We start from the raw sequence: 19,558 nt of genomic DNA, 5'->3' as shown, positions 1-19,558 counted from the left end.
CCATGACATTCGTACGCCGCCTCGCCGCTTTCCTGTCCGCCTTGTTGATCTTTGCCCTGGCCGGCTGCGCATCGACGGACAATCGCGCCTCCACCGGGCAGTACATTGACGACACCATGATCACCGCGAAGGTAAAAAGTGCGCTTGTCGCCGACCCTGAGTTAAAGGCAACCGAGATCCAGGTGGACACCTTCAAGGGAACGGTGCAGCTCAGTGGCTTTGTCGCGGCGCCCGAGCACGTGCAAATGGCGGAGCGGCTGGTGCGCGACATCGCTGGCGTAAAATCGGTAAAGAACGACATCGCGATCAAGCGCTAAGCCGCCGGACGCAAAAAAGGCCGCCTTCGTGGGAAGGCGGCCTTTACATTTGGCGCTGTTATTTGCTTGGAGTCTTTTATTTCCAGGACACGCTGCCCATGCCGCGCGATGTCGCGTTGCGGCTTGCCGGATTGCCGTACACGGTCGCCGAACCCAGTCCGCTCAGGCGCAGGTTCGCGGCAGTCTTCGCATAGACGGTTGCCCCGCCAAGACCGCTCAAGTCGAGATCGACCGTCTCGGACTGCAAGCCTTTCGCATCAAGGCTTCCCACGCCGCCCAGTTTTGCGCGCAACACTCGGCTATTGCCATTGACGGTAATACTGCCGGCGCCGCGCATGTTCAGCTCGACGGTTTCGCTCGCGTTCGCATTCAGGTTCATGCTGCCGACGCCGCCCAGGCGGGAGTCGATGTTCTTGTAATTGCTATCTACTTTGATCGAACCGGCGCCGTCCAGCGCAAGGGTGATCTTATCGCCAGTAAAGCCATTCACTTCCGTGGAGCCGACGCCTTCCGACGTGAATTCGCTCAGGTTCGGCAAGGTCAGTTCGGCGCGCACTTCACGCTTTTCGTTGGAAAACTTCCACGTGCTTTCATCGTTGTCGATGCGCAGCGTTTCGCCGCTCTGGGTGCTCTTCACCTTGGCCAACTGGCGCTTCTCGCCGTACAAGGTCAACGACGGGGTTGTACCTTGCTTCACACGTAGGTTGATCACGCCATCCAGCTTGACCTTCACGATGCGCGCATCGATGGCGCGTGTTTCGCTGACCACCTCATCGGCGCTTGCCGAGCCGGCCGGAAGGGAAAGGGCTGCGGCGGCAAGCGCCAGGCCGAGGAATTTGTTCATCTTCGTAATCTCCGTGCGTTATCGGTGCTGGCTTAGTTTGCCAATGCTGCTTTTTCGGCCGCGGTCAAACGCTTGCCGGTGATGGTGACCACGGTCATGGTGGTGTCATCGGCCGCCTGGGTGACTGCCGCAGGGGTGATGCGCTGCGCTGGATTCGAGGCCGTTGCGAACGAGGTGACCGATGCGAGGGCGACTGCTGCGAGGAAGATGGCTTCCATGTTTTTTGCGATGTTCATTTGAGGCTCCTGTGTGTTTAGTTCGTTGCGTTGAGTGAACTATAGACAGCGGGCCCTGCGTCAACTACCTGATTGCGATGAACTGCGCTTTTGGCGGAATGAAGTGCGCAAATGGGCACTTTTAGCGTTGCGCGATTTCGTGGCCCCGCCGTCGTTCCCGTGCAAACGGGAACCCATACAGGGCTGCTAGACACGCGAGGCGCCCTAGACGAGCGCACAGCCGTTAAGATGTTGACTACCCAGCCAACACCTTCGCGCCTCCGATGACTAACATCCCCAAATATCCGAAAGGACCCACCAGCATCCGCGCCCACGTCCTTGCGGTCCTGCTGTCGTCGGAAGACATGACCGGCTTCGAAAGCATCTTCGCCTATCGCAAGGCATCGCTGGCAACGGTCATCCGGGCCTTGATCAGAAAGTACCATTGGCCGATCAGCCGCGAAGATTTTCCGACGAATACGGCCGATGGCCGCGCGGCCTGGGCCACGGTGTATTCGATTCCGCAGGAGGAAATTGACGCCGCCTTCAGGCGTGGCGCTCAGGATTGGCTGGACGGCGTGAAAGCGGCGCGTAAAGTCCGCACATAGCGCACAAGGCGCCAGTGCGCATGTGTCAGTTTGAAAAACAAAAAGCCCAGCCGGTGAGGGCTGGGCTAAATGCTTTTTTCTGGTGCCGACTGCCGGTTTCGAACTGGCCACCTGATGATTACAAATCAACTGCTCTACCAAATGAGCTAAGCCGGCTAAACTTTTATACGGCGAGAATTATAGCCTATTTGATCCGCGTGAGCGTCGGACGGCCGCCTTTTTTAGGCGGATCGTTATTGTCGTCTGGATTCTGCGACACCGCTGAGCTTGAAGGTTCCGGCGCCGCGCTAGGCACCGACGCCAATGCCGGGCTGGCCTGCGTCAACGACGGCGCCGGCTCGGCTGGCGCGCTGGCCACTGGCGAACGGGCTTCCGCAGCCGTTTCCGCGACTTCAAACGCCATGCCCTGGCCGTTTTCGTTGGCGTAGATGGCCAGCACGTTGTGCACCGGCACGTAGATCTCGCGCGATACCCCGCCGAAACGCGCGCGGAACTGGATCGCTTCGTTGTCCATCTTCAGGCCGGACGTCGCGCCGTAGCTGATGTTGAGCACGATTTCGCCTTTTTTGACGTATTCCATCGGCACAGTGGTGGCAGCATCGACCTTGACCGCAAGGTAGGGCGTCAAGCCGCTATCAGTACACCATTCGTAGATGGCGCGCAGCATGTAAGGCTTTGTTGAGATTTCAGACATGTATTTGGGAATGGCTACGGGAAGCTACACGCCAGTGTACTGCGATCCGCCGGGAGGCGGCGCATGCTGGCGTGTAGGGTGCTGCAATTAACGGCGCATGACCTTTTCGGACGGCGTCAGCGCTTCGATGTAGGCTGGACGCGAGAAGATGCGCTCGGCATACTTCATCAGCGGCGCCGCGGTCTTCGACAGCTCAATGCCGTAGTGGTCGAGGCGCCACAGCAGCGGCGCGATCGCCACGTCGAGCATCGAGAACTCGTCGCCCAGCATGTACTTGTTCTTCAGGAACAGCGGCGCGAGCGTGGTCAGGCGGTCGCGGATTTCTGCGCGGGCCTTGTCGTGGCTCTTGTCGTTGGCCTTGGCGCGTTCGCTTTCCAGCACGTGCACGTGGACGAACAGTTCTTTTTCGAAATTGAACAGCATCAGGCGTGCGCGTGCGCGCATCAGCGGGTCGGCCGGCATCAGTTGCGGATGCGGGAAGCGCTCGTCGATGTATTCATTGATGATGTTCGATTCGTACAAGATCAGTTCGCGCTCAACCAGGATAGGCACCTGGCCGTACGGGTTCATCGTCGAAATATCTTCCGGCTTGTTGAACAGGTCGACATCGCGCACTTCAAAGTCCATGCCTTTTTCAAACAGGACCAGGCGGCAGCGTTGCGAGAATGGGCAGGTAGTGCCCGAGTAGAGAACCATCATGTTTATAGTTCCTTAGAAACAAAGGGGTGAAACGACTAGCGGATCACCCCGGAAAATGATTGCCCGCGAAACTGCGGGCAATGAGCGACTTACTTCACTTCTTTCCAGTACGACTTGGACAGCAGCCATGCCAGCAGGGCAAAGGTCGACATGAACAGCAGCACCCAGACGCCGAGGCGCTTGCGGGTGTTCTGTGCAGGCTCGGCCATCCAGCCCAGATAAGCCACCAGGTCGGCGGTCGCGGTGTCGAACTCGGTCGCGCTCATCGTGCCTGGGGTGACCTGCTCAAAACCGGCGAATTTGTGCACGGTCTTGCTTGGATCATGCGGATCTTTCTCATCAACCATCTTGACGGTGCGCACGCCTTGCTGCTGCCACATCACGTGTGGCATTGCAACGTTCGGCACCACCATGTTGTTCCAGCCAGTCGGACGGGTGTCGTCCTTGTAGAAGGTACGCAGGTAAGTGTAGAGATAGTCGCTGCCGGTGCCCGCTGGCGATGCCTTGGCACGGGCGATCACCGACAGGTCCGGCGGAACCACGCCGAACCATGCTTTCGCATCTTCCGGGCGCAGCGCCGTCGTCATCAGGGCGCCGACCTTGTCCTGCGAGAACAGCAGGTTGGCTTTGATCTGCTCTTCCGACAGGCCGAGATCGCGCAGGCGGTTGTAGCGCATCGACGAGGCCGAGTGGCAGTTCAGGCAATAGTTGACGAACAGCTTGGCGCCATTTTGCAGCGACGTCAGGCTGTTGCGTTCCGGCGCCTGATCGAGCGGAAACCCGCCCGCGGCTGCCAGTGCCAGGCCCGGCAGCAATGCCAGGATAGCGATCAGTTTCTTAGAAAAAATCATGTAATGTGTCCTTTGCGCTTTTCTGTGATGTCGTCAATTAATGCGGATGGAACGTCACACGGGAAGGCACGGTCTTGAACGTGCCCATCGTGCTCCACCATGGCATCAGCAGGAAGAAGCTGAAGTACAACAGCGTGCAAACTTGCGAAATCAGCGTGAAGATGTCGGTCGGCAGCTGGGTACCGAGGTAGCCCAGGATCACGAACGAGATACCGAACACGATGTACACATACTTGTGCCAGTCAGGACGATAGCGGATCGACTTGACCGGGGAGTGGTCCAGCCACGGCAGCGCGGCGATGATCATCACCGACGAACCGAACAGGACAACGCCCCAGAACTTCGCATCCAGCACCGCTGGCAGCATGCCGATGATCGCCACCAGCGCCACCACGGCGATGATCGCCTTGGTCTTGAACGACAGGCGCGATTTCAGCCAGATGAACACGACGTAGGCGGCAACAGCAGCCATCAGCACATACATGAAGTCGGCGGTCGTTGCACGCAGTACCGAGTAGAACGGCGTGAAGTACCAGGTCGGCGCGATGTGTGCCGGGGTCTTCAGCGAGTCAGCCGGGATGAAGTTGTTGTACTCGAGGAAGTAGCCGCCCATCTCAGGCGCAAAGAACACCACCGCGCTGAAGATCGTCAGGAACACCGAGACGCCGAACAGGTCATGCACGGTGTAGTAAGGGTGCGAAGGAATGCCGTCGACCGGATGGCCGTCAGGACCCAGGTTTTCCTTGATTTCGATACCGTCAGGATTGTTCGAGCCCACTTCGTGCAGCGCGATCAGGTGAGCGGCAACCAGGCCCAGCAGAACCAGCGGGATCGCGATCACGTGGAAGGCGAAGAAGCGGTTCAGGGTAGCGTCGGAAACAACGTAGTCGCCGCGGATCCACAGCGACAGGTCAGGCCCGATCAGCGGAATCGCGCCGAACAGGTTGACGATCACTTGTGCGCCCCAGTACGACATCTGGCCCCATGGCAGCAGGTAGCCGAAGAAGGCTTCCGCCATCAGCATCAGGAAGATCGCGAAGCCGAACAGCCAGACCAGCTCGCGCGGCTTGCGGTACGAACCGTACAGCAGGCCGCGGGTCATGTGCAGGTAGACGATGATGAAGAACGCCGACGCGCCGGTCGAGTGCATGTAGCGCACCAGCCAGCCCCACGGTACTTCGCGCATGATGTACTCGACCGAGCCGAAGGCCAGGTTGGCGTCAGGCTTGTAGTGCATCGTCAGGAAGATGCCGGTGACGATCTGCAGCACCAGCACCAGCATCGCCAGCGAGCCGAAGATGTACCAGAAGTTGAAGTTTTTCGGCGCGTAGTACTTGCCCCACTGGTCGTTCCACAGCTTGGTCAGCGGGAAGCGGTCATCCACCCAGCCCAGCGCTTTTTCGGCGGCTGGTGCATCGGCAGGGAATTTCGTTTCTTTAAAAGCCATGATTATGCGTCGCCTTTCGCGTCTTTACCGATGATCAGCTTGTCGCCGACGAACATGTGGCGCGGCACTTCGAGGTTGTCCGGTGCAGGCTTGTTCTTGAATACGCGGCCGGCCAGGTCGAAGGTCGAACCATGGCATGGGCAGATGAAGCCGCCCGCCCAGTTGTCCGGCAGGCTAGGCTGCGGGCCTTCGGTGAATTTCGACGTTGGCGAGCAGCCCAGGTGCGAGCAGATGCCGACCGCTACCAGGATTTCTGGCTGGATCGAGCGATGCTGGTTGCGAGCGTACTCAGGGGTCAGCGCGTCAGGCGTGCGTTCCGAGTTCGGGTCCGCCAGCTCGCCTTCGGTCTTCGCCAGCGATGCGACCATTTCTGGCGAACGCTTCAGAATCCAGACCGGCTTGCCGCGCCATTCCACGGTTTGCATCTGGCCAGGCTGCATGCCGGCCACGTCTACCTCTACCGGCGCACCGGCGGCTTTCGCACGTTCCGACGGCTGGAATGTGCTTACCAAGGCTCCCGCCGTGGCTAAACCGACAACACCGCCCGCCGCGCACGTAGCGACGAGCACGCCGCGTCGGCCCGGATCGACCTGCTTTTCGTTACTCATACCAACCCCAATCAGTCAAAATTCGAATCTTATAAAAAGCTACTTGGAACTTCTAGCAACCTTAAATTATAAGGGAAGCGGCTGGCGAATTGAAGAAAAATGCGCGTCGAGCAAGGCTGCAGCCTTCGTTAGCGTCGTTTTGGCGGCAAATGTGACCAGAAATCGGGCATTTTCGCGTAAAAGGGCTGATGACCACCTTGCCGCCTATTTCATCGTCCGACCGGGCGATGTATGATTGACATGTGAATTTTCACATATTGGGAGACCAGCAATGTCAATGATGAGCGAGTTCAAGCAGTTTGCAATGAAGGGCAATGTGATGGACCTGGCCGTGGGCGTGATTATTGGCAGCGCATTTGCCAAGATCGTCGATTCGCTGGTGCAGGACATCATCATGCCGCCGATCGGACGCCTGATCGGCGGCCTCGACTTCGCCAACTACTACCTGCCGCTGAATGGCCAGGCCATGGACCTGACCCTGGTCGAAGCCAAGAAGCTGGGCGCGGTCATTGCGTACGGCAACTTCCTGACCGTGCTGCTGAATTTTGCGATCCTGGCCTTCATCATCTTCCAGATGATCCGCATGATGAACAAGCTGCGCGCGCCCGAGCCGGTCGCCACGCCCGTCGAGGTGGAAGAAGTCTTGCTGCTGCGCGAGATTCGCGACTCGCTGAAACCATCGGGACGCACCACCATCTAATTGCAAAGAGGCGGGTCCTGATGCGTCGATTCTGGTTATTGTTTGCGCAGGCAGTCACGATAGCGCTCGCCGTCTATTTCGTGGTTGCCGCGATGCGCCCGGACTGGCTTGGCCGCACCGGCATCGGTACCCGCGTGCAGACCGTGGCCGATACCGCCTCGGTCCTGCAGGCGCCGGCGCTGCCGGCCTCGGGCAGCTACCGCAACGCCGCCGAGCGGGCGATGCCGGCCGTGGTCAACATCCTGACCACCAAGGCGCTGCGCCAGAACCATCCGCTGATGCGCGATCCGTTCTTCCGCCGTTTCTTCGGCGACCGCTTGCCTGAAGACGAGCCGCAGAGCAGCCTGGGTTCCGGCGTGATCGTCAGCCCCGACGGCTACATCCTCACCAACAACCATGTGATCGAGGCGGCCGACGAAATCCACGTGGTGCTGGCCGATGGCCGCAAGGCCGCCGCACGGGTCATCGGCACCGACCCGGAAACCGACCTGGCCGTGATCCGCATCGAGGCCAAAGACCTGCCGGTGATGGTGCTCGGGCACGCCGAGCAGGCCAAGGTTGGCGACGTCGTGCTGGCGATCGGCAATCCCTTCGGCGTCGGCCAGACCGTGACGATGGGGATCGTTTCGGCCGTCGGCCGCAACAACCTCAACATCAACCAGTTCGAAAACTTTATCCAGACCGACGCCGCGATCAATTTCGGCAACTCGGGCGGGGCGCTGGTCGATACCAACGGCAACTTGCTGGGCATTAACACCGCGATCTACTCGCAAACCGGCGGCTCGGTCGGCATCGGCTTCGCCATTCCCGTCACCACCGCCAAGGACGTGATGGAATCGATCATCAAGACCGGGCAGGTGGTGCGCGGCTGGATCGGCATCGAATCGCAGGACATCACGCCCGAACTGGCCGCCAGTTTCGGCCTGGCGCGCGACAGCGGGGCGATCATCGCCGGCGTCGTGCGGGGCGGGCCGGCCGACCGCGCGGGCATCAAGCCGGGCGACATCCTGCTGGGCGTGGAAGGCAAGCCGGTGGCCACCACCGCCGACATGCTGAACATGATTGCCAAGCTCGCTCCCGGCCAGAAGGCTAAAATGACGGTGATGCGCAAGGACCGCGAGGCGACGCTCGACGTCACCGTCGGCAAACGCCCGCGTGCGCAATAATCGCACTTTCACCTTCTTTCCGGACCAACGATGCACCTGCGCGACCTGACGCAATTCCTTACCGAGCTGAGCGAAAACAACAACCGTCCCTGGTTCATCATGAACAAGCCGCGCTACGACATCCTGCGCGCCGAGTTCCTCGATGTCGTCACCGAGCTGATCGGCGAACTGGGCAAGTTCGATCCGCTCGTTGCCGGCTGCAACCCGAAGAAGGCGATGTTCCGCATCAACCGCGACATCCGCTTCTCGCACGACCGCAGCCCCTACAAGACGCGTTTCTCGGCCGGCATCACCCCCAACGACAAGCGCCGCCCGAGCGCCGGCGGCGGCTCGACCTATTACTTCCAGATCGAAGGCAACGGCACGCTGGGCTTCGGCGTCGGCGAATACCTGCCGCCCGCGGACCGGCTGCGCGCGATCCGCGACGCCATCGTCAACGATGCGACAGGGTTTGCCAAATTGCTGAAGAATAAACAACTGCGCGCGACCTACGGCGACCTGCTCGACGAAGACAAACTGCAACGGCCGCCGAAAGGCTTCGACCCCGCGCACCAGCACGTCGAGTACCTGAAGCTGAAGAGTTTTTTCGTGTGGACAGAGATCAAACTGGACGTGAACGCACCAGAGAAACTGGTGCCGCAACTGGCGCGCGCGTTTAAGGATGCCTCCGCGCTCGTCAATTGGCTGCGCAGCGTGGCAATCGCGATCGAACCGGACTGACAGGAGCAACCATGGCCTTACAACATGCCGCCTCGGGCGAGCGCATCCCGCTCCAGCGGAGCGATGACGATATCGCTTACTTCACCTCGGTGGCGCTGGCCAAGACCGACAATATGGAATTGATCAGGCTGGTGCTGCCCAAGGCGCGCGCCATGCCTGAGCACAAGGTCGAGGGGGAGATGACGCTGCAATGCCTGGAAGGCGAGATCGTCTGCACTGCGCACGGGGGCAGCACGGTGCTCAAGCCGGGCGAGATGCTGTTCTTGCTGGGGGGGGTGCCGCACTCGGTGCAGGCGACGGTCGATTCGGTGGCCTTGCTGACCATCCTGCTCAAAAACGGTTCGACCGAATCGAAGGTGTTCAACCCCTAGGCGACGCAGGGAACAACGGCGGATGCGCTTTGCCTATCCGCCTGCGCAGTGGCAAGGTGCGAATGTCGTCAGGCGATCTCGACGCGCGGGTCGCGTGCCAGCAGCTTCGCCAGCGTATCGAGCGGCTTGGCGCCGTCGAACAGCACCTCCGCCACCGCATCGGTAATCGGCATCTCGACCCCCAGCTTGCCCGCCAGTTCGCGCACCGCCCTGGCACACGGCACGCCTTCGGCCACATGCCCCAACTCGGCGACGATCGCATCAAGCGCCTTGCCCTGCGCCAGCGCCAGGCCAACCCGGCGGTTGCGCGACAGGTCGCCAGTGCAGGTGAGAATCAAATCACCCATCCCCGTCAAGCCCATGAAGGTCGCGGCGTTGGCGCCCAGCGCAACCCCGAGCCGGGTAATCTCGGCCAGCCCGCGGGTAATCAATGCCGCACGCGCATTCAGGCCCAGCCCCAGGCCATCGGCGACGCCGGTGGCGATCGCCAGCACATTCTTGACCGCGCCGCCGACTTCCACGCCGATCAGGTCGTCGCAGGAATACACGCGGATGCTGCCGGCGTGCACCAGCGAGACCACCCGCTCGCGCAATTCGCGCGACTCGGACGCCACCGTCAGCGCGCATGGCAGCCCGCGCGCCACTTCCTGCGCAAACGATGGTCCGGACAAGGCCGCGCCGGCGACGCTGTCGCCCAGCACTTCTTGCATGACCTGGTGCGGCAGCAAGCCGGTGCCGCCTTCGAAGCCCTTGCACAGCCAGACGATATTCGGAATCGGCAACGGCTTGAGCTGCTCCAGCAGCGGACGCAGGCCAGCCACGGGGCAGGCCGCGATCAGCAGCGAATCGTCGGCCCCAGGGCCGCTGACGTGATCGATCGCCGCGTGCAGGTCGCTAGTAATGTTCAGTCCGGCAGGAAGGGGGCAGCCGGGCAGGTAGGCGGTGTTCTCGCCCGCGGCGCGGGTCGCGTCGACCATCGCCGGATTGCGCGCCCACAGCAGCACGTCGTGGCGCGCGGCCAGCGCGATGGCGACGGCGGTACCCCAGGCGCCGGCGCCAAGGATGGTGATTCTGCTGGAAGTTGTCGTAAGATTTTGCATGGGGCCGGAAAGTTGGTTGGGGTCAGATGCCCCAGACGTCGGCCATTTTTATGTAGCCGGAAATACCGTCGCGGTGGCGCACGCGGATCCAGCTTGACGGCTGCGGGTCGACCAGTTCGAGGATGACGCCCTTGTCGGCCGTCATCAGCAGGGGCGCGCCGTCGTCGGGCGCGCTGCGTACTTTTGCGTTGATGTTTCGTACCACGACGTTGCGGCGGACACTGAGCGAGCGCTGCTCCAGCCATGCCATGTCGCCGCTGGCGTCGCGCACCTTGGCCCAGTCGCCATAGGTCAGTACGACCTGGACCGGCATGCCGCGCGGCGCGACAAACAGCTTGCCGCCCTTGGTCGATGGCGCGTCGTACAGCACGACCGCGTTCGCGCCAACCGTCTTGAATTCGAACGCGTGCAGGTGTGCCGATGTCAGCAACAGCACTGCGCTTGCGATAAAACGGGAGATTGTCATGCTGGCCTTCGCCGACAGGTTGGGAGAGGGTGGCAGCCTGCGCCTTGCCGCGCAGCGCGCGGGCACAGGCCGCCTTTCCCGGTGTTGCGAACTGCTTAGTTGACTGCGCCGGCCGCTGGTGCGGCCGCTGCTGCTTCAGCCAGTGCCTGGCGGCGCTGCTGGTAGAACACTTCGAAGTTGATTTCCGCGAGGTGAACTGGCGGGAAGCCGGCACGGGTGATGATGTCGGCGATGTTGCCACGCAGGTAAGGGTAGACGATGTTCGGGCAACCGATTCCCAGCAGTGGGTCCATCTGGTCTTCTGGAATGTTGCGTGCTTCGAAGATACCAGCTTGCTTGCCTTCAACCAGGAAAGCGACTTTGTCCTTGACCTTGGCGGTCACGGTGATGGTCACGGTCGACTCGTAGATGCCGTCGGCGATCGATTCAGCGCCCACGTCCAGCGATACTTCGATCGATGGCGCTTCCTGCTCGAGGAAGATGGCTGGGGAGTTCGGCTGCTCCAGCGACATGTCTTTCAGGTAGACGCGTTGGATTTGGAATACAGGTTGCAGGTTTTCGTCAGACATGGAACGCTTTCGTGAGATGAAAAAAGAACGGCAGTCGCCGTTCCGGTTGTGCTGAAAGTAAACGCGACGGCAATTGTATCAAAACCGATTAGGTTGTAATAGTTTTACTGCCGTGCGCTTGATGCAGGACTGGGAATGCGCGAATCAGGCGCCGGCCAGCAGCGGATCGAGGCGGCCGGCCTGGTCCAGCGCGTACAGGTCGTCGAAGCCGCCAACATGGGTGTCGCCCACGTAGATTTGCGGCACGCTGCGGCGACCGGTCTTTTGCATCATGATGGTGCGCTGGTCCGGGTCGAGGTCGACGCGGATTTTTTCGATGTTGGTCACGCCTTTGGCTTCCAGCAGGCGCTCGGCGCGCACGCAGTAAGGGCACATTGCGGTATGGTAGAGCACGACTTGGGCTGTCATCGGGTTTCCCTCCTTGTTCAGAGATGGCTGTTTATTTGACGGTCGGCAGGCCAGCTGCCGTCCATGCGGTCAGGCCGCCATCGAGGCTGACCACGTCGTCGAATCCGGCTTTCTGCAGCATCTTGACGGCCTTCTCGGCGCGCGCGCCTTGCTGACACACGACGACGACGGCTTTGGTCTTTTGCTTGTCCAGTTCACCGATCCGGGACCCCAAGTCTGACAGCGGAATGTTTTTCGCGTCGCGCAAATGACCTGCGGCAAATTGTTCAGGCGTGCGCACGTCCAGGATCGTGGTCTTGTTGCGGTTGATCATCTGGGTCGCTTCGAGGATCGAAGCACGCTTGCCGCGCGGCTGCAGGGCTGGCAACAGCAGGGCCAGACCCGATGCGGCGGCGATGGAAACGAGAAAAATATGGTCAAGAATGAATTTCACAGGTGTTCCAATGGTTTAAGTCAATCCGAGCATTATAAAATAGAAGCTGGAACTGATTGAATATGCACCCCATTTCTCACTCTTTAAAGAATCCTCATGTATAAAATCGTCTTCATGCGCCATGGCGAGTCCACCTGGAACCTCGACAACCGTTTCACCGGCTGGACCGACGTCGACCTGACCGAGAAGGGCGTGCGCGAGGCGCGCAGCGCCGGCACCGTGCTCAAGGAAGCCGGCTTCAGCTTCGACCTGGCCTACACCTCGGTGCTCAAGCGCGCGATCCGCACCTTGTGGCTGACGCTCGACGAAATGGACATGATGTGGCTGCCAATCAAGAACGACTGGCGCCTGAACGAACGCCACTACGGCGCCCTGCAGGGCCTCGACAAGGCCGAGACCGCCGCGAAGTACGGCGACGCCCAGGTGCTGGTATGGCGCCGCAGCTACGACACCCCGCCGCCGCCGCTGGCAGCGGACGACCCGCGCAATTCCTTCAACGACCCGCGCTACGCCAACGTCGCGAAAGAAAGCATTCCGCTGACCGAATGCCTGAAAGACACCGTGGCGCGCGTGATGCCGGCCTGGGATGAAGAAATCGCCCCGGCCATCCGCGCCGGCAAGCAGATCCTGATCTCGGCCCACGGCAACAGCCTGCGCGCGCTGATCAAGATGCTCGACGGTATCAGCGACGAGGATATCGTCGGCCTGAACATTCCTAACGGCCAGCCGCTGGTGTACGAACTGGACGCCGAGCTCAAGCCGATCCGCCACTACTACCTGGGTGACCAGGAGGCGATCGCCGCTGCCGTGGCCGCGGTGGCCAATCAAGGGAAGGCCAGGTAAGTCTTGTTATTTGCTCAGATGTTTTACCGCAGGGCGGTCGCCATGGCGGCCCTGCTGGCCGTGGCGGCGAGCCTGCACGCGGCCCCCAAGCAGCCCACCAACCGCAGCAAGCAAAAGGCTGCGGCTGAGGCAACCCGCGCCGGCATCCAGAAGAAGCTGGCCACCCTCAAGCGCGACGTGGTGCGTACCGAGAGCGAGCGCGAACACGCCGCCGACGAGCTGGCCGCGTCCGAGGAAGCCATTTCCGACGCCAACCGCGTGCTGCGCGAGCTGAGCGAGGAGCAGCAGCAAACCAACCGCAAGCTGCAAGAGCTCGACGGCGCGCAGGAACGCCTCGCCGCCACCATCGACAAACAGAAAGTCCAGCTGTCCAAGCTGCTGCGCGAGCAGTACATGGCCGGCAACGAAGACCGGGTCAAGCTGCTGCTGTCCGGTGGAAACCCGAACGGCATCAGCCGCGACCTGCAGCTGATGGCCTTTGTGTCGAAGTCGCAGGCGCGCCTGATCGCCTCGCTGCGCAGCAACCTGGCGACGGTCGAACAGAACCAGCTCGAAGTGCAGAACGCCAAAGACGAGCTGGAAGAAATCGCGCTGGAGGAAACCCAGCAGAAATCAAAACTGGAAAAGGAAAAGCTGCACCGCAAGGCGCTGCTTGGCAACCTGTCGACCCGGCTGGCCGACCAGCGCAAGCAGATTGGCAACCTGGAGCGCGACGAACAGCGCATGAGCGGCCTGGTCGACCGGCTGTCGGCGCTGATCCAGCAACAGGCCGCCGCCGCCGCCGCCGAAAAACGCCGGCGCGAAGCGCTGGCCGCGGCGCGCGCAAAAGCCCGGGCCGAAGCACGCGCCGCCGCGCTGGCCAAGGCGCAGGCCGAACGCGAGCGGCTGGCGCGCGAAGCGGCCAAACCGGGCGCGAAACCTGTGCCAAGCCGCCCCGAGCCTGTCGCTGAGGAGCCAAGGGTGGCCCAGAAGCCGGCCGAGCCCGAGCCCGACCCGGACGAGGAAAAGCCGGAAAACATCGCGCTGGCCCCGGCCGCGCCGGACGGTGCGTTCGCCAGCATGAAGGGCAAGTTGCGCACGCCCGTCAGCGGCGCCGTGACGGCCAGCTTCGGCGCCAAGCGCGGCTCCGGCCCGAGCTGGAAAGGGGTGTTCATCAAGGCGCAAGAAGGCAGCGACGTGCGCGCCGTCGCCGCCGGCCGTGTGGTGTTCGCCAGCTGGCTGCGCGGCTTTGGCAACCTGATCATCGTCGACCACGGCAGCCAGTACCTGTCGATCTACGGCAACAACCAGTCGCTGCTGAAACGCGTCGGCGATGCCGTGCGCGCAGGCGACCAGATCGCCGCTGCGGGCAGCACCGGTGGAATTGAAGAATCGGGGCTATACTTTGAGCTCCGGCACCGGGGCAAGGCATTCAATCCGGCAGGCTGGGTCAATTTCTAGCGGCCACAAGCTGCGCTGGCGGGGAACACGATGAAAGCGAAGAGTATCGGTCTGATTGGTGTCGGCGTGGTGGCGGGCTTTGCGGCATCGCTGCAGCTGACCGCGCTGGCGCAGCGCGGCGGCGACCTGCAGCCGCTGCCGCTGGTCGAACTGCGCCAGTTCGCCGACGTCTACGGCCTGATCAAGACCGACTATGTCGAGCCGGTCGACGACAAGCAGCTGCTGTCGCAAGCCATCACCGGCATGGTCGCGGCGCTCGACCCGCACTCCGCCTATCTCGACAAAAAGTCGTATCGCGAGATGCAGGAAAGCATGCAAGGCCGCTTTGTCGGGCTCGGCATCGAAGTGGCGATGGAAAACGGCTACGTCAAGATCATCACGCCGATCGAAGGTTCGCCGGCCTTCCGTGCCGGCATCAAGCCGGGCGATGTCATCACCCGTATCGACAATGCGCCGGTCAGGGGCATGTCGCTCGACGACGCCATCAAGCGCATGCGCGGCGAACCGAAAAGCAAAGTGGTGCTGACGATCGCGCGCAAGGGCGACGACCAGCCTTGGGTGCTGCCGCTGTCGCGCGAAGAAATCCGCGTGCAAAGCGTCAAGTCGCGGATGGTCGAACCGGGCTACGCCTGGCTGCGCATCAGCCAGTTCCAGGAAAACACCGTCCCCGACATGGTCAAGCAGGTCAACGCGCTGTACGCGCAAGATCCGAAGCTCAAGGGCCTGGTGCTTGACCTGCGCAACGACCCCGGCGGCCTGCTGCCCGGCGCGATCGGCGTCTCGGCCGCCTTCCTGCCGGGCGACAAAAAAATCGTCTCCACCGTCGGCCAGCTGCCCGACTCGAACCAGGTGTTTTATGCGCGGCGCGAATTCTACGGCGCGCGGGCCTCTGGCGACCCGCTCGCCAAGCTGCCGGCGGCACTGAAAACCGTCCCGGTGATCGTGCTGGTCAATGGCGGCTCGGCGTCGGCGTCGGAAATCGTCGCCGGCGCCCTGCAAGACTACAAGCGCGCGACGATTCTCGGCAGCCAGACCTTCGGCAAGGGCTCGGTGCAAACGCTGCGCCCGCTGTCGGCCGACACCGCGGTCAAGCTCACCACCGCGCGCTACTTCACGCCGAACGGGCGCGCGATCCAGGCCAAGGGCATCGTGCCGGACGTGATGGTCGACGAAACTGCCGACGGCGACGGCCTGAACAGCCTGCGCGTGCGCGAATCGGACCTGGTCAAGCATCTCGCCAATGGCAGCGACAAGGACGCCAAGCCGGCCGCGCCGGCCATCAAGACCCCGGACGCGATGGACGCCGAACAGGCCGCCCGCAGCGCCGCCGCGCGCGACCGCAAGCCGCTCGACTTCGGCAGCAAGGACGACTTCCAGCTGCAGCAGGCGTTGAACCGCTTCAAAGGGCTGCCGGTCAAGCTGTCGGCGGCCGAACCGCGCGCCGAGAAGACCGAACCGGCGGCGCTGGCCAGGCCCGACGCAAAGCCAGCCGAGATCAAGGGCGAGCGCAAATGATGGCCGCATGAACGACGACCAGCTGCTGCGCTACTCGCGCCACATCCTGCTCGAAGACATCGGCATCGAAGGGCAAGAGCGGATCCTGGAAGCCAAGGTGCTGATCATCGGCGCGGGCGGGCTCGGCTCGCCGGCCGCGCTCTACCTTGCCTCGGCCGGCGCCGGCCACATCATGCTGGTCGACGACGACCAGGTCGACCTGACCAACCTGCAGCGCCAGATCATGCACACCACCGCGCGGGTGGGCAGCAACAAGGCCGAGTCCGGGCGCGACGCGCTACTGCAGATCAACCCCGGCATCGACGTCACGGCGGTGTGCGAGCGCGTCGGCGACCAGCGGCTTGCCGAGCTGGTGCGCGGCGCCACGGTCGTTCTCGATTGCACCGACAACTTCAAGACCCGCCACGCGGTCAACCGCGCCTGCTTCGCCGCCGGGGTGCCGCTGGTCTCGGGCGCGGTAATCCGCTTCGACGGCCAGATCAGCGTGTACGACCCGCGCGGCGCGGCGACGCCGTGCTACTCCTGCCTGTTCCCCGAAGGCCAGAACTTCGAAGACGCCGCCTGCAGCACGATGGGCGTATTCGCCCCGCTGGTCGGCGTGATCGGTGCGATGCAGGCGGCCGAAGCGCTCAAGCTCATCACGGGCATCGGCACCTCGCTCGCCGGGCGCCTGCTGCTGCTCGACGGCCGCGCCATGGAATGGACCAGCATCCGCGTCGGCAAGAACCCCGACTGCCCCATTTGCAACTAACATTGAGCATCATTCCAAAATCGGGGACAGACCGGGTCACGGTGACCACCATTTTGGAAGATAATCGTAAGTAATTAATAATAATTCCTGGAGATACTTTTTGATGAATCGCATTCTTGCACTTGCCGTCGCCGCCACCTTCGGCGTTTCCGCCCATGCGGCGACCACCACCACGCGGTACGACATCCATGTCGAGAACGGCAAACGCGCCGGCGAACAGGTCGTCGAGCGCGATGACGACGGCACCACCCGGGTGCGCTACATCTTCAAGGACAATGGCCGCGGCCCCGAGCTGACCGAGCAGTTCAAGGTCGCCGAGGATGGCACCATCTCCAACTATTCCGTCAAAGGCAATTCGACGTATGGCGCGGTCGTCGACGAGCAGTTCGACCGCGTCGGCGACCAGGCCAGCTGGCGCTCGACGTCCGAGAAGGGCAGCAAGGCCGTCAATGGCGCCGCGCTCTACGTTCCGCTGAACAGCTCGTTCGAGGTGGCCTCGGTCGCCATCAGCGCGCTGGCCGCGCGTCCCGGCGCCAGCCTGCCGCTGCTGCCGTCCGGCACGCTGTCGCACCGCAAGCTCGATGAAATCGATGTGAGCGCTGGCGGCAAGACCCAGAAGGTGCAGCTGCTGGCGCAGACCGGCATCGGCATGTCGCCGCAGTTCTTCTGGGCCACCACCGGCGAGAAGCCGCGCCTGTTCGCGGTCGTCATCCCAGGTTACATGACCATGACGGAGCAGGGCTGGAGCGACGTCGGCAAGACCCTGGCCGCGCGCCAGAAAGTCTCCGAAAGCAAGATGCTGGTGGACCTTGCCAAGCGTTTGCAGCATCCGCTCAATGGCCTGACCGTGGTGCGCAACGCGCGCGTGTTCGACAGCGCCAAGGCCACCGTCGGTGCGCCGTCCGATGTCTATGTGCTGCGCGGCCGCATCACCGCCGTGCTGCCGGCCGGCGCGCCGGTGCGCGGCGCGGTCAACGATATCGATGCGGGCGGGCGCATCATGCTGCCGGGCCTGTTCGACATGCACGGCCACGTCGGCCGCTGGGAAGGCGGCCTGAATCTCGCCGCCGGCGTCACCACCGTGCGCGACATGGGCAACGACAATGCGCAGGTCCAGCAGATCATCGACGAGACCAGCAACGGCATGCTGCTGGGTCCGCAGATCGTGCCGGCCGGCTTCCTGGAAGGCGAGAGCCCGTTCTCGTCGAATGGCGGCTTTGTGGTCAAGGACCTTGCCGCCGCCAGGAACGCGATCGACTGGTACGCCGAGCACGGCTACCCGCAGCTGAAGATCTACAACTCGTTCCCGAAGGCGATCCTGAAGGACACCGTTGCCTACGCCCACAGCCGCGGCATGCGCGTGGGCGGCCACATCCCGGCCGGCTTGCGCGCGCACGAGGCGCTGGACGCGGGCTACGATGAGATCCAGCACATCAACCAGGTGATGCTGAACTTCCTGGCCACGCCGCAGACGGAAACCCGCACGCTCGAGCGCTTTATTTTGCCGTCCGAAAAAGTCGCCGGCCTCGACTTCAATTCGCCGGCCGTCAAGAAATTCGTCGCGCGCCTGAAGGCCAAGCAGATCGTGGTCGACCCGACCCTGGCCACGTTTGCCTTCATGAAGCAGAAGGACGGCGACCTGAACGAGCCGTTCGTCGCCATCGCCGACCACATGCCGCCTGACGTCAAGCGCGGCTTCCACGTCGGTACGATGAAGATCGCCGATGATGCGACCCTGAAGCGCTACGAAAAGTCGTACGCCAAGATGGTCGACTTTGTTGGCATCCTGTACCGCGCCGGCGTGCCGATCGTGGCCGGTACCGACGAAATGGCCGGCTTCACCTTGCAGTCGGAACTGGCGATGCTGGTCAAGGCGGGGCTGACCCCGGCGCAAGCGATCCAGGTCGCCACCCGCAACGGCGCCAGGTACACCCGCACCAGCCACGAGCGCGGTTCGATCGAGCCGGGCAAGCTGGCCGACCTGGTGCTGGTGGATGGCGATCCGACCAAGGACATCAACGATATCCGCAAGGTTGCCGCGGTCATCACGCGTGGCCACGTGATCTTCCCGACCGAGATCGACAAGGAACTGGGAATTCTCCCGTTTGTGAAAGATACGCCAACTTTACGCGCACTTCCGCCGGTTTCGTCTAATATCGCGTCCGGCGGCAATGAAGGCGCCTTGAAGCAAATGGGCGGAACCGCGCGTCATCAGCATTGATCAAGCGCGTGGCCGTGATTTGACCAACGTGCCTACAATAAGCCCCCCGCCGTATGGTGGCGGGGGCGAAACCGTCTTATACTCATCTTTCGTTGTCATTACTGTGAGACCTGAACCAAATGCATAAAGCTCCAAACCGTCCGCGCCACCGCCTCGTCGCACGCGGCTTCACCCTGGTGGAAATCATGGTGGTTGTGGTTATTATCGGCATCCTCGGTGCGCTGGTCGTGCCGAAGCTGATGGGCCGTACCGGCGAATCGCGCGTGACCGCGGCGCGCGTCGATATCTCGACGCTGATGCAAGCGCTCAAGCTGTACAAACTCGACAACCAGCGCTATCCGACCACCGAACAGGGCCTGAAGTCGCTGATCGAAAAGCCAACCAGCGGCCCCTCGGCCAATGGCTGGAAATCCGGCGGCTATGTTGAAAAGCTGCCAAAAGACCCTTGGGGCAACCCTTACCAGTACCTGTCGCCCGGCGTCAAAGGCGAAGTCGACCTGTTCTCGTATGGCGCCGATGGCCAGCCAGGCGGAACCGGTGAAGACACCGACGTCGGTTCGTGGGATAACTAA

The 19,558-nt window shown here is 62.4% G+C and carries 24 protein-coding genes and 1 tRNA gene; 12 read left to right on the top strand and 13 right to left on the bottom strand.

Annotated features, from left to right (window positions below; all coding sequences use genetic code 11):
- The first annotated feature begins 2 nt into the window (after positions 1–2).
- Positions 3–317 carry a BON domain-containing protein gene (locus I4X03_RS02150; RefSeq protein WP_223464925.1) on the top strand — a complete coding sequence of 105 codons (315 nt, stop codon included), beginning with the start codon at positions 3–5 and terminating at the stop codon, positions 315–317.
- A gap of 76 nt (positions 318–393) precedes the next feature.
- Here the strand turns inward: I4X03_RS02150 and I4X03_RS02145 are convergent, their stop codons facing one another.
- Positions 394–1,161 carry a GIN domain-containing protein gene (locus I4X03_RS02145; protein WP_223464923.1) on the bottom strand — a complete coding sequence of 256 codons (768 nt, stop codon included), beginning with the start codon at positions 1,159–1,161 and terminating at the stop codon, positions 394–396.
- Between the two features lie 32 nt (positions 1,162–1,193).
- A complete protein-coding gene (locus tag I4X03_RS02140) occupies positions 1,194–1,397 on the bottom strand; it encodes a hypothetical protein (RefSeq protein WP_223464922.1) in 204 nt (67 codons plus the stop codon).
- A 263-nt stretch (positions 1,398–1,660) separates the two neighbouring features.
- Here I4X03_RS02140 and I4X03_RS02135 point away from each other — a divergent pair, with 263 nt between their 5' ends.
- The gene (locus I4X03_RS02135) at positions 1,661–1,984 is read left to right on the top strand and encodes a hypothetical protein (protein ID WP_223464920.1); all 324 of its coding nucleotides are present in this window, start codon (positions 1,661–1,663) and stop codon (positions 1,982–1,984) included.
- Positions 1,985–2,064: 80 nt separating this feature from the next.
- Here the strand turns inward: I4X03_RS02135 and I4X03_RS02130 are convergent.
- From I4X03_RS02130 to petA, 6 genes are all read right to left on the bottom strand, one after another.
- Positions 2,065–2,140 (bottom strand) — tRNA-Thr (locus I4X03_RS02130).
- Between the two features lie 28 nt (positions 2,141–2,168).
- Positions 2,169–2,678, bottom strand: coding sequence for a ClpXP protease specificity-enhancing factor (locus tag I4X03_RS02125; protein ID WP_223464918.1), 510 nt, complete (start codon positions 2,676–2,678; stop codon positions 2,169–2,171).
- Positions 2,679–2,765: 87 nt separating this feature from the next.
- Positions 2,766–3,377, bottom strand: a complete 612-nt coding sequence (locus I4X03_RS02120; RefSeq protein WP_131424820.1) for a glutathione S-transferase N-terminal domain-containing protein — start codon at positions 3,375–3,377, stop codon at positions 2,766–2,768.
- A gap of 89 nt (positions 3,378–3,466) precedes the next feature.
- A complete protein-coding gene (locus I4X03_RS02115; protein WP_223464916.1) occupies positions 3,467–4,228 on the bottom strand; it encodes a cytochrome c1 in 762 nt (253 codons plus the stop codon).
- Positions 4,229–4,265: 37 nt separating this feature from the next.
- Positions 4,266–5,678: a cytochrome b gene (locus tag I4X03_RS02110; RefSeq protein ID WP_223466213.1), complete on the bottom strand. Its 1,413-nt coding sequence runs from the start codon at positions 5,676–5,678 to the stop codon at positions 4,266–4,268.
- Complete coding sequence (gene petA / locus I4X03_RS02105) at positions 5,678–6,283, bottom strand: ubiquinol-cytochrome c reductase iron-sulfur subunit (protein ID WP_223464914.1); 606 nt, start codon at positions 6,281–6,283, stop codon at positions 5,678–5,680. The genes I4X03_RS02110 and petA overlap by 1 nt, the downstream gene beginning before the upstream one ends.
- A gap of 271 nt (positions 6,284–6,554) precedes the next feature.
- Here petA and mscL point away from each other — a divergent pair, with 271 nt between their 5' ends.
- The 4 genes from mscL to I4X03_RS02085 are packed head-to-tail and all read left to right on the top strand — an operon-like array spanning position 6,555 to position 9,240.
- Entirely contained in the window at positions 6,555–6,983 is a 429-nt protein-coding gene (mscL, locus tag I4X03_RS02100) for a large conductance mechanosensitive channel protein MscL (protein ID WP_307735325.1), read from the top strand.
- Between the two features lie 20 nt (positions 6,984–7,003).
- Positions 7,004–8,149: a Do family serine endopeptidase gene (locus I4X03_RS02095; protein WP_223464913.1), complete on the top strand. Its 1,146-nt coding sequence runs from the start codon at positions 7,004–7,006 to the stop codon at positions 8,147–8,149.
- 30 nt (positions 8,150–8,179) lie between these two features.
- Positions 8,180–8,869: a DUF2461 domain-containing protein gene (locus I4X03_RS02090; RefSeq protein ID WP_223464905.1), complete on the top strand. Its 690-nt coding sequence runs from the start codon at positions 8,180–8,182 to the stop codon at positions 8,867–8,869.
- 11 nt (positions 8,870–8,880) lie between these two features.
- A complete protein-coding gene (locus I4X03_RS02085) occupies positions 8,881–9,240 on the top strand; it encodes a cupin domain-containing protein (RefSeq protein ID WP_223464903.1) in 360 nt (119 codons plus the stop codon).
- Between the two features lie 68 nt (positions 9,241–9,308).
- On the opposite strand, the gene I4X03_RS02080 is transcribed toward I4X03_RS02085, so the two are convergent.
- The 5 genes from I4X03_RS02080 to I4X03_RS02060 all read right to left on the bottom strand — a co-directional run bounded on the left by I4X03_RS02080 (position 9,309) and on the right by I4X03_RS02060 (position 12,216).
- Positions 9,309–10,340 carry an NAD(P)H-dependent glycerol-3-phosphate dehydrogenase gene (locus I4X03_RS02080; protein WP_223464901.1) on the bottom strand — a complete coding sequence of 344 codons (1,032 nt, stop codon included), beginning with the start codon at positions 10,338–10,340 and terminating at the stop codon, positions 9,309–9,311.
- 22 nt (positions 10,341–10,362) lie between these two features.
- Positions 10,363–10,806, bottom strand: coding sequence for an SH3 domain-containing protein (locus I4X03_RS02075; RefSeq protein ID WP_223464899.1), 444 nt, complete (start codon positions 10,804–10,806; stop codon positions 10,363–10,365).
- 95 nt (positions 10,807–10,901) lie between these two features.
- Positions 10,902–11,375, bottom strand: coding sequence for a protein-export chaperone SecB (gene secB, locus I4X03_RS02070; protein ID WP_223464897.1), 474 nt, complete (start codon positions 11,373–11,375; stop codon positions 10,902–10,904).
- 144 nt (positions 11,376–11,519) lie between these two features.
- Entirely contained in the window at positions 11,520–11,783 is a 264-nt protein-coding gene (gene grxC / locus I4X03_RS02065) for a glutaredoxin 3 (protein WP_223464895.1), read from the bottom strand.
- Positions 11,784–11,814: 31 nt separating this feature from the next.
- Positions 11,815–12,216 carry a rhodanese-like domain-containing protein gene (locus I4X03_RS02060; RefSeq protein WP_223464891.1) on the bottom strand — a complete coding sequence of 134 codons (402 nt, stop codon included), beginning with the start codon at positions 12,214–12,216 and terminating at the stop codon, positions 11,815–11,817.
- A 96-nt stretch (positions 12,217–12,312) separates the two neighbouring features.
- Between I4X03_RS02060 and gpmA the strand changes: the two genes are divergently transcribed.
- The 6 genes from gpmA to gspG all read left to right on the top strand — a co-directional run bounded on the left by gpmA (position 12,313) and on the right by gspG (position 19,558).
- Positions 12,313–13,059 (top strand): 2,3-diphosphoglycerate-dependent phosphoglycerate mutase, encoded by a 747-nt coding sequence (gene gpmA, locus I4X03_RS02055; RefSeq protein ID WP_223464889.1) that lies wholly within the window; start codon positions 12,313–12,315, stop codon positions 13,057–13,059.
- A gap of 42 nt (positions 13,060–13,101) precedes the next feature.
- Positions 13,102–14,499: a murein hydrolase activator EnvC family protein gene (locus tag I4X03_RS02050; protein WP_223464887.1), complete on the top strand. Its 1,398-nt coding sequence runs from the start codon at positions 13,102–13,104 to the stop codon at positions 14,497–14,499.
- A 30-nt stretch (positions 14,500–14,529) separates the two neighbouring features.
- Positions 14,530–16,014, top strand: a complete 1,485-nt coding sequence (locus tag I4X03_RS02045) for a S41 family peptidase (protein ID WP_223464885.1) — start codon at positions 14,530–14,532, stop codon at positions 16,012–16,014.
- A gap of 7 nt (positions 16,015–16,021) precedes the next feature.
- A complete protein-coding gene (locus tag I4X03_RS02040; RefSeq protein ID WP_223464883.1) occupies positions 16,022–16,765 on the top strand; it encodes a HesA/MoeB/ThiF family protein in 744 nt (247 codons plus the stop codon).
- Between the two features lie 103 nt (positions 16,766–16,868).
- Positions 16,869–18,986 (top strand): amidohydrolase family protein, encoded by a 2,118-nt coding sequence (locus I4X03_RS02035; RefSeq protein ID WP_223464881.1) that lies wholly within the window; start codon positions 16,869–16,871, stop codon positions 18,984–18,986.
- Between the two features lie 119 nt (positions 18,987–19,105).
- Positions 19,106–19,558, top strand: coding sequence for a type II secretion system major pseudopilin GspG (gene gspG, locus I4X03_RS02030; protein WP_223464873.1), 453 nt, complete (start codon positions 19,106–19,108; stop codon positions 19,556–19,558).

It is taken from the genome of Massilia soli (assembly GCF_016809835.1).
GTDB classification, from domain to species: domain Bacteria; phylum Pseudomonadota; class Gammaproteobacteria; order Burkholderiales; family Burkholderiaceae_D; genus Telluria_A; species Telluria_A soli.
The sequence above is the reverse complement of the archived record's forward strand: the minus strand, read 5'-3'. Positions and strand labels throughout refer to the sequence as shown.

Bases quoted from the DNA above. Each gene is read 5' to 3' on its own strand.
- gspG (WP_223464873.1), top strand. From the start codon at position 19,106: ATGCATAAAGCTCCAAACCGTCCGCGCCACCGCCTCGTCGCACGCGGC.
- I4X03_RS02125 (WP_223464918.1), bottom strand. From the start codon at position 2,678: ATGTCTGAAATCTCAACAAAGCCTTACATGCTGCGCGCCATCTACGAA.
- I4X03_RS02095 (WP_223464913.1), top strand. From the start codon at position 7,004: ATGCGTCGATTCTGGTTATTGTTTGCGCAGGCAGTCACGATAGCGCTC.
- petA (WP_223464914.1), bottom strand. From the start codon at position 6,283: ATGAGTAACGAAAAGCAGGTCGATCCGGGCCGACGCGGCGTGCTCGTC.
- I4X03_RS02040 (WP_223464883.1), top strand. From the start codon at position 16,022: ATGAACGACGACCAGCTGCTGCGCTACTCGCGCCACATCCTGCTCGAA.
- I4X03_RS02120 (WP_131424820.1), bottom strand. From the start codon at position 3,377: ATGATGGTTCTCTACTCGGGCACTACCTGCCCATTCTCGCAACGCTGC.
- I4X03_RS02050 (WP_223464887.1), top strand. From the start codon at position 13,102: ATGGCGGCCCTGCTGGCCGTGGCGGCGAGCCTGCACGCGGCCCCCAAG.
- grxC (WP_223464895.1), bottom strand. From the start codon at position 11,783: ATGACAGCCCAAGTCGTGCTCTACCATACCGCAATGTGCCCTTACTGC.
- gpmA (WP_223464889.1), top strand. From the start codon at position 12,313: ATGTATAAAATCGTCTTCATGCGCCATGGCGAGTCCACCTGGAACCTC.
- mscL (WP_307735325.1), top strand. From the start codon at position 6,555: ATGTCAATGATGAGCGAGTTCAAGCAGTTTGCAATGAAGGGCAATGTG.
- I4X03_RS02045 (WP_223464885.1), top strand. From the start codon at position 14,530: ATGAAAGCGAAGAGTATCGGTCTGATTGGTGTCGGCGTGGTGGCGGGC.
- I4X03_RS02080 (WP_223464901.1), bottom strand. From the start codon at position 10,340: ATGCAAAATCTTACGACAACTTCCAGCAGAATCACCATCCTTGGCGCC.
- I4X03_RS02145 (WP_223464923.1), bottom strand. From the start codon at position 1,161: ATGAACAAATTCCTCGGCCTGGCGCTTGCCGCCGCAGCCCTTTCCCTT.
- secB (WP_223464897.1), bottom strand. From the start codon at position 11,375: ATGTCTGACGAAAACCTGCAACCTGTATTCCAAATCCAACGCGTCTAC.
- I4X03_RS02075 (WP_223464899.1), bottom strand. From the start codon at position 10,806: ATGACAATCTCCCGTTTTATCGCAAGCGCAGTGCTGTTGCTGACATCG.
- I4X03_RS02085 (WP_223464903.1), top strand. From the start codon at position 8,881: ATGGCCTTACAACATGCCGCCTCGGGCGAGCGCATCCCGCTCCAGCGG.
- I4X03_RS02150 (WP_223464925.1), top strand. From the start codon at position 3: ATGACATTCGTACGCCGCCTCGCCGCTTTCCTGTCCGCCTTGTTGATC.
- I4X03_RS02090 (WP_223464905.1), top strand. From the start codon at position 8,180: ATGCACCTGCGCGACCTGACGCAATTCCTTACCGAGCTGAGCGAAAAC.
- I4X03_RS02140 (WP_223464922.1), bottom strand. From the start codon at position 1,397: ATGAACATCGCAAAAAACATGGAAGCCATCTTCCTCGCAGCAGTCGCC.
- I4X03_RS02115 (WP_223464916.1), bottom strand. From the start codon at position 4,228: ATGATTTTTTCTAAGAAACTGATCGCTATCCTGGCATTGCTGCCGGGC.
- I4X03_RS02035 (WP_223464881.1), top strand. From the start codon at position 16,869: ATGAATCGCATTCTTGCACTTGCCGTCGCCGCCACCTTCGGCGTTTCC.
- I4X03_RS02135 (WP_223464920.1), top strand. From the start codon at position 1,661: ATGACTAACATCCCCAAATATCCGAAAGGACCCACCAGCATCCGCGCC.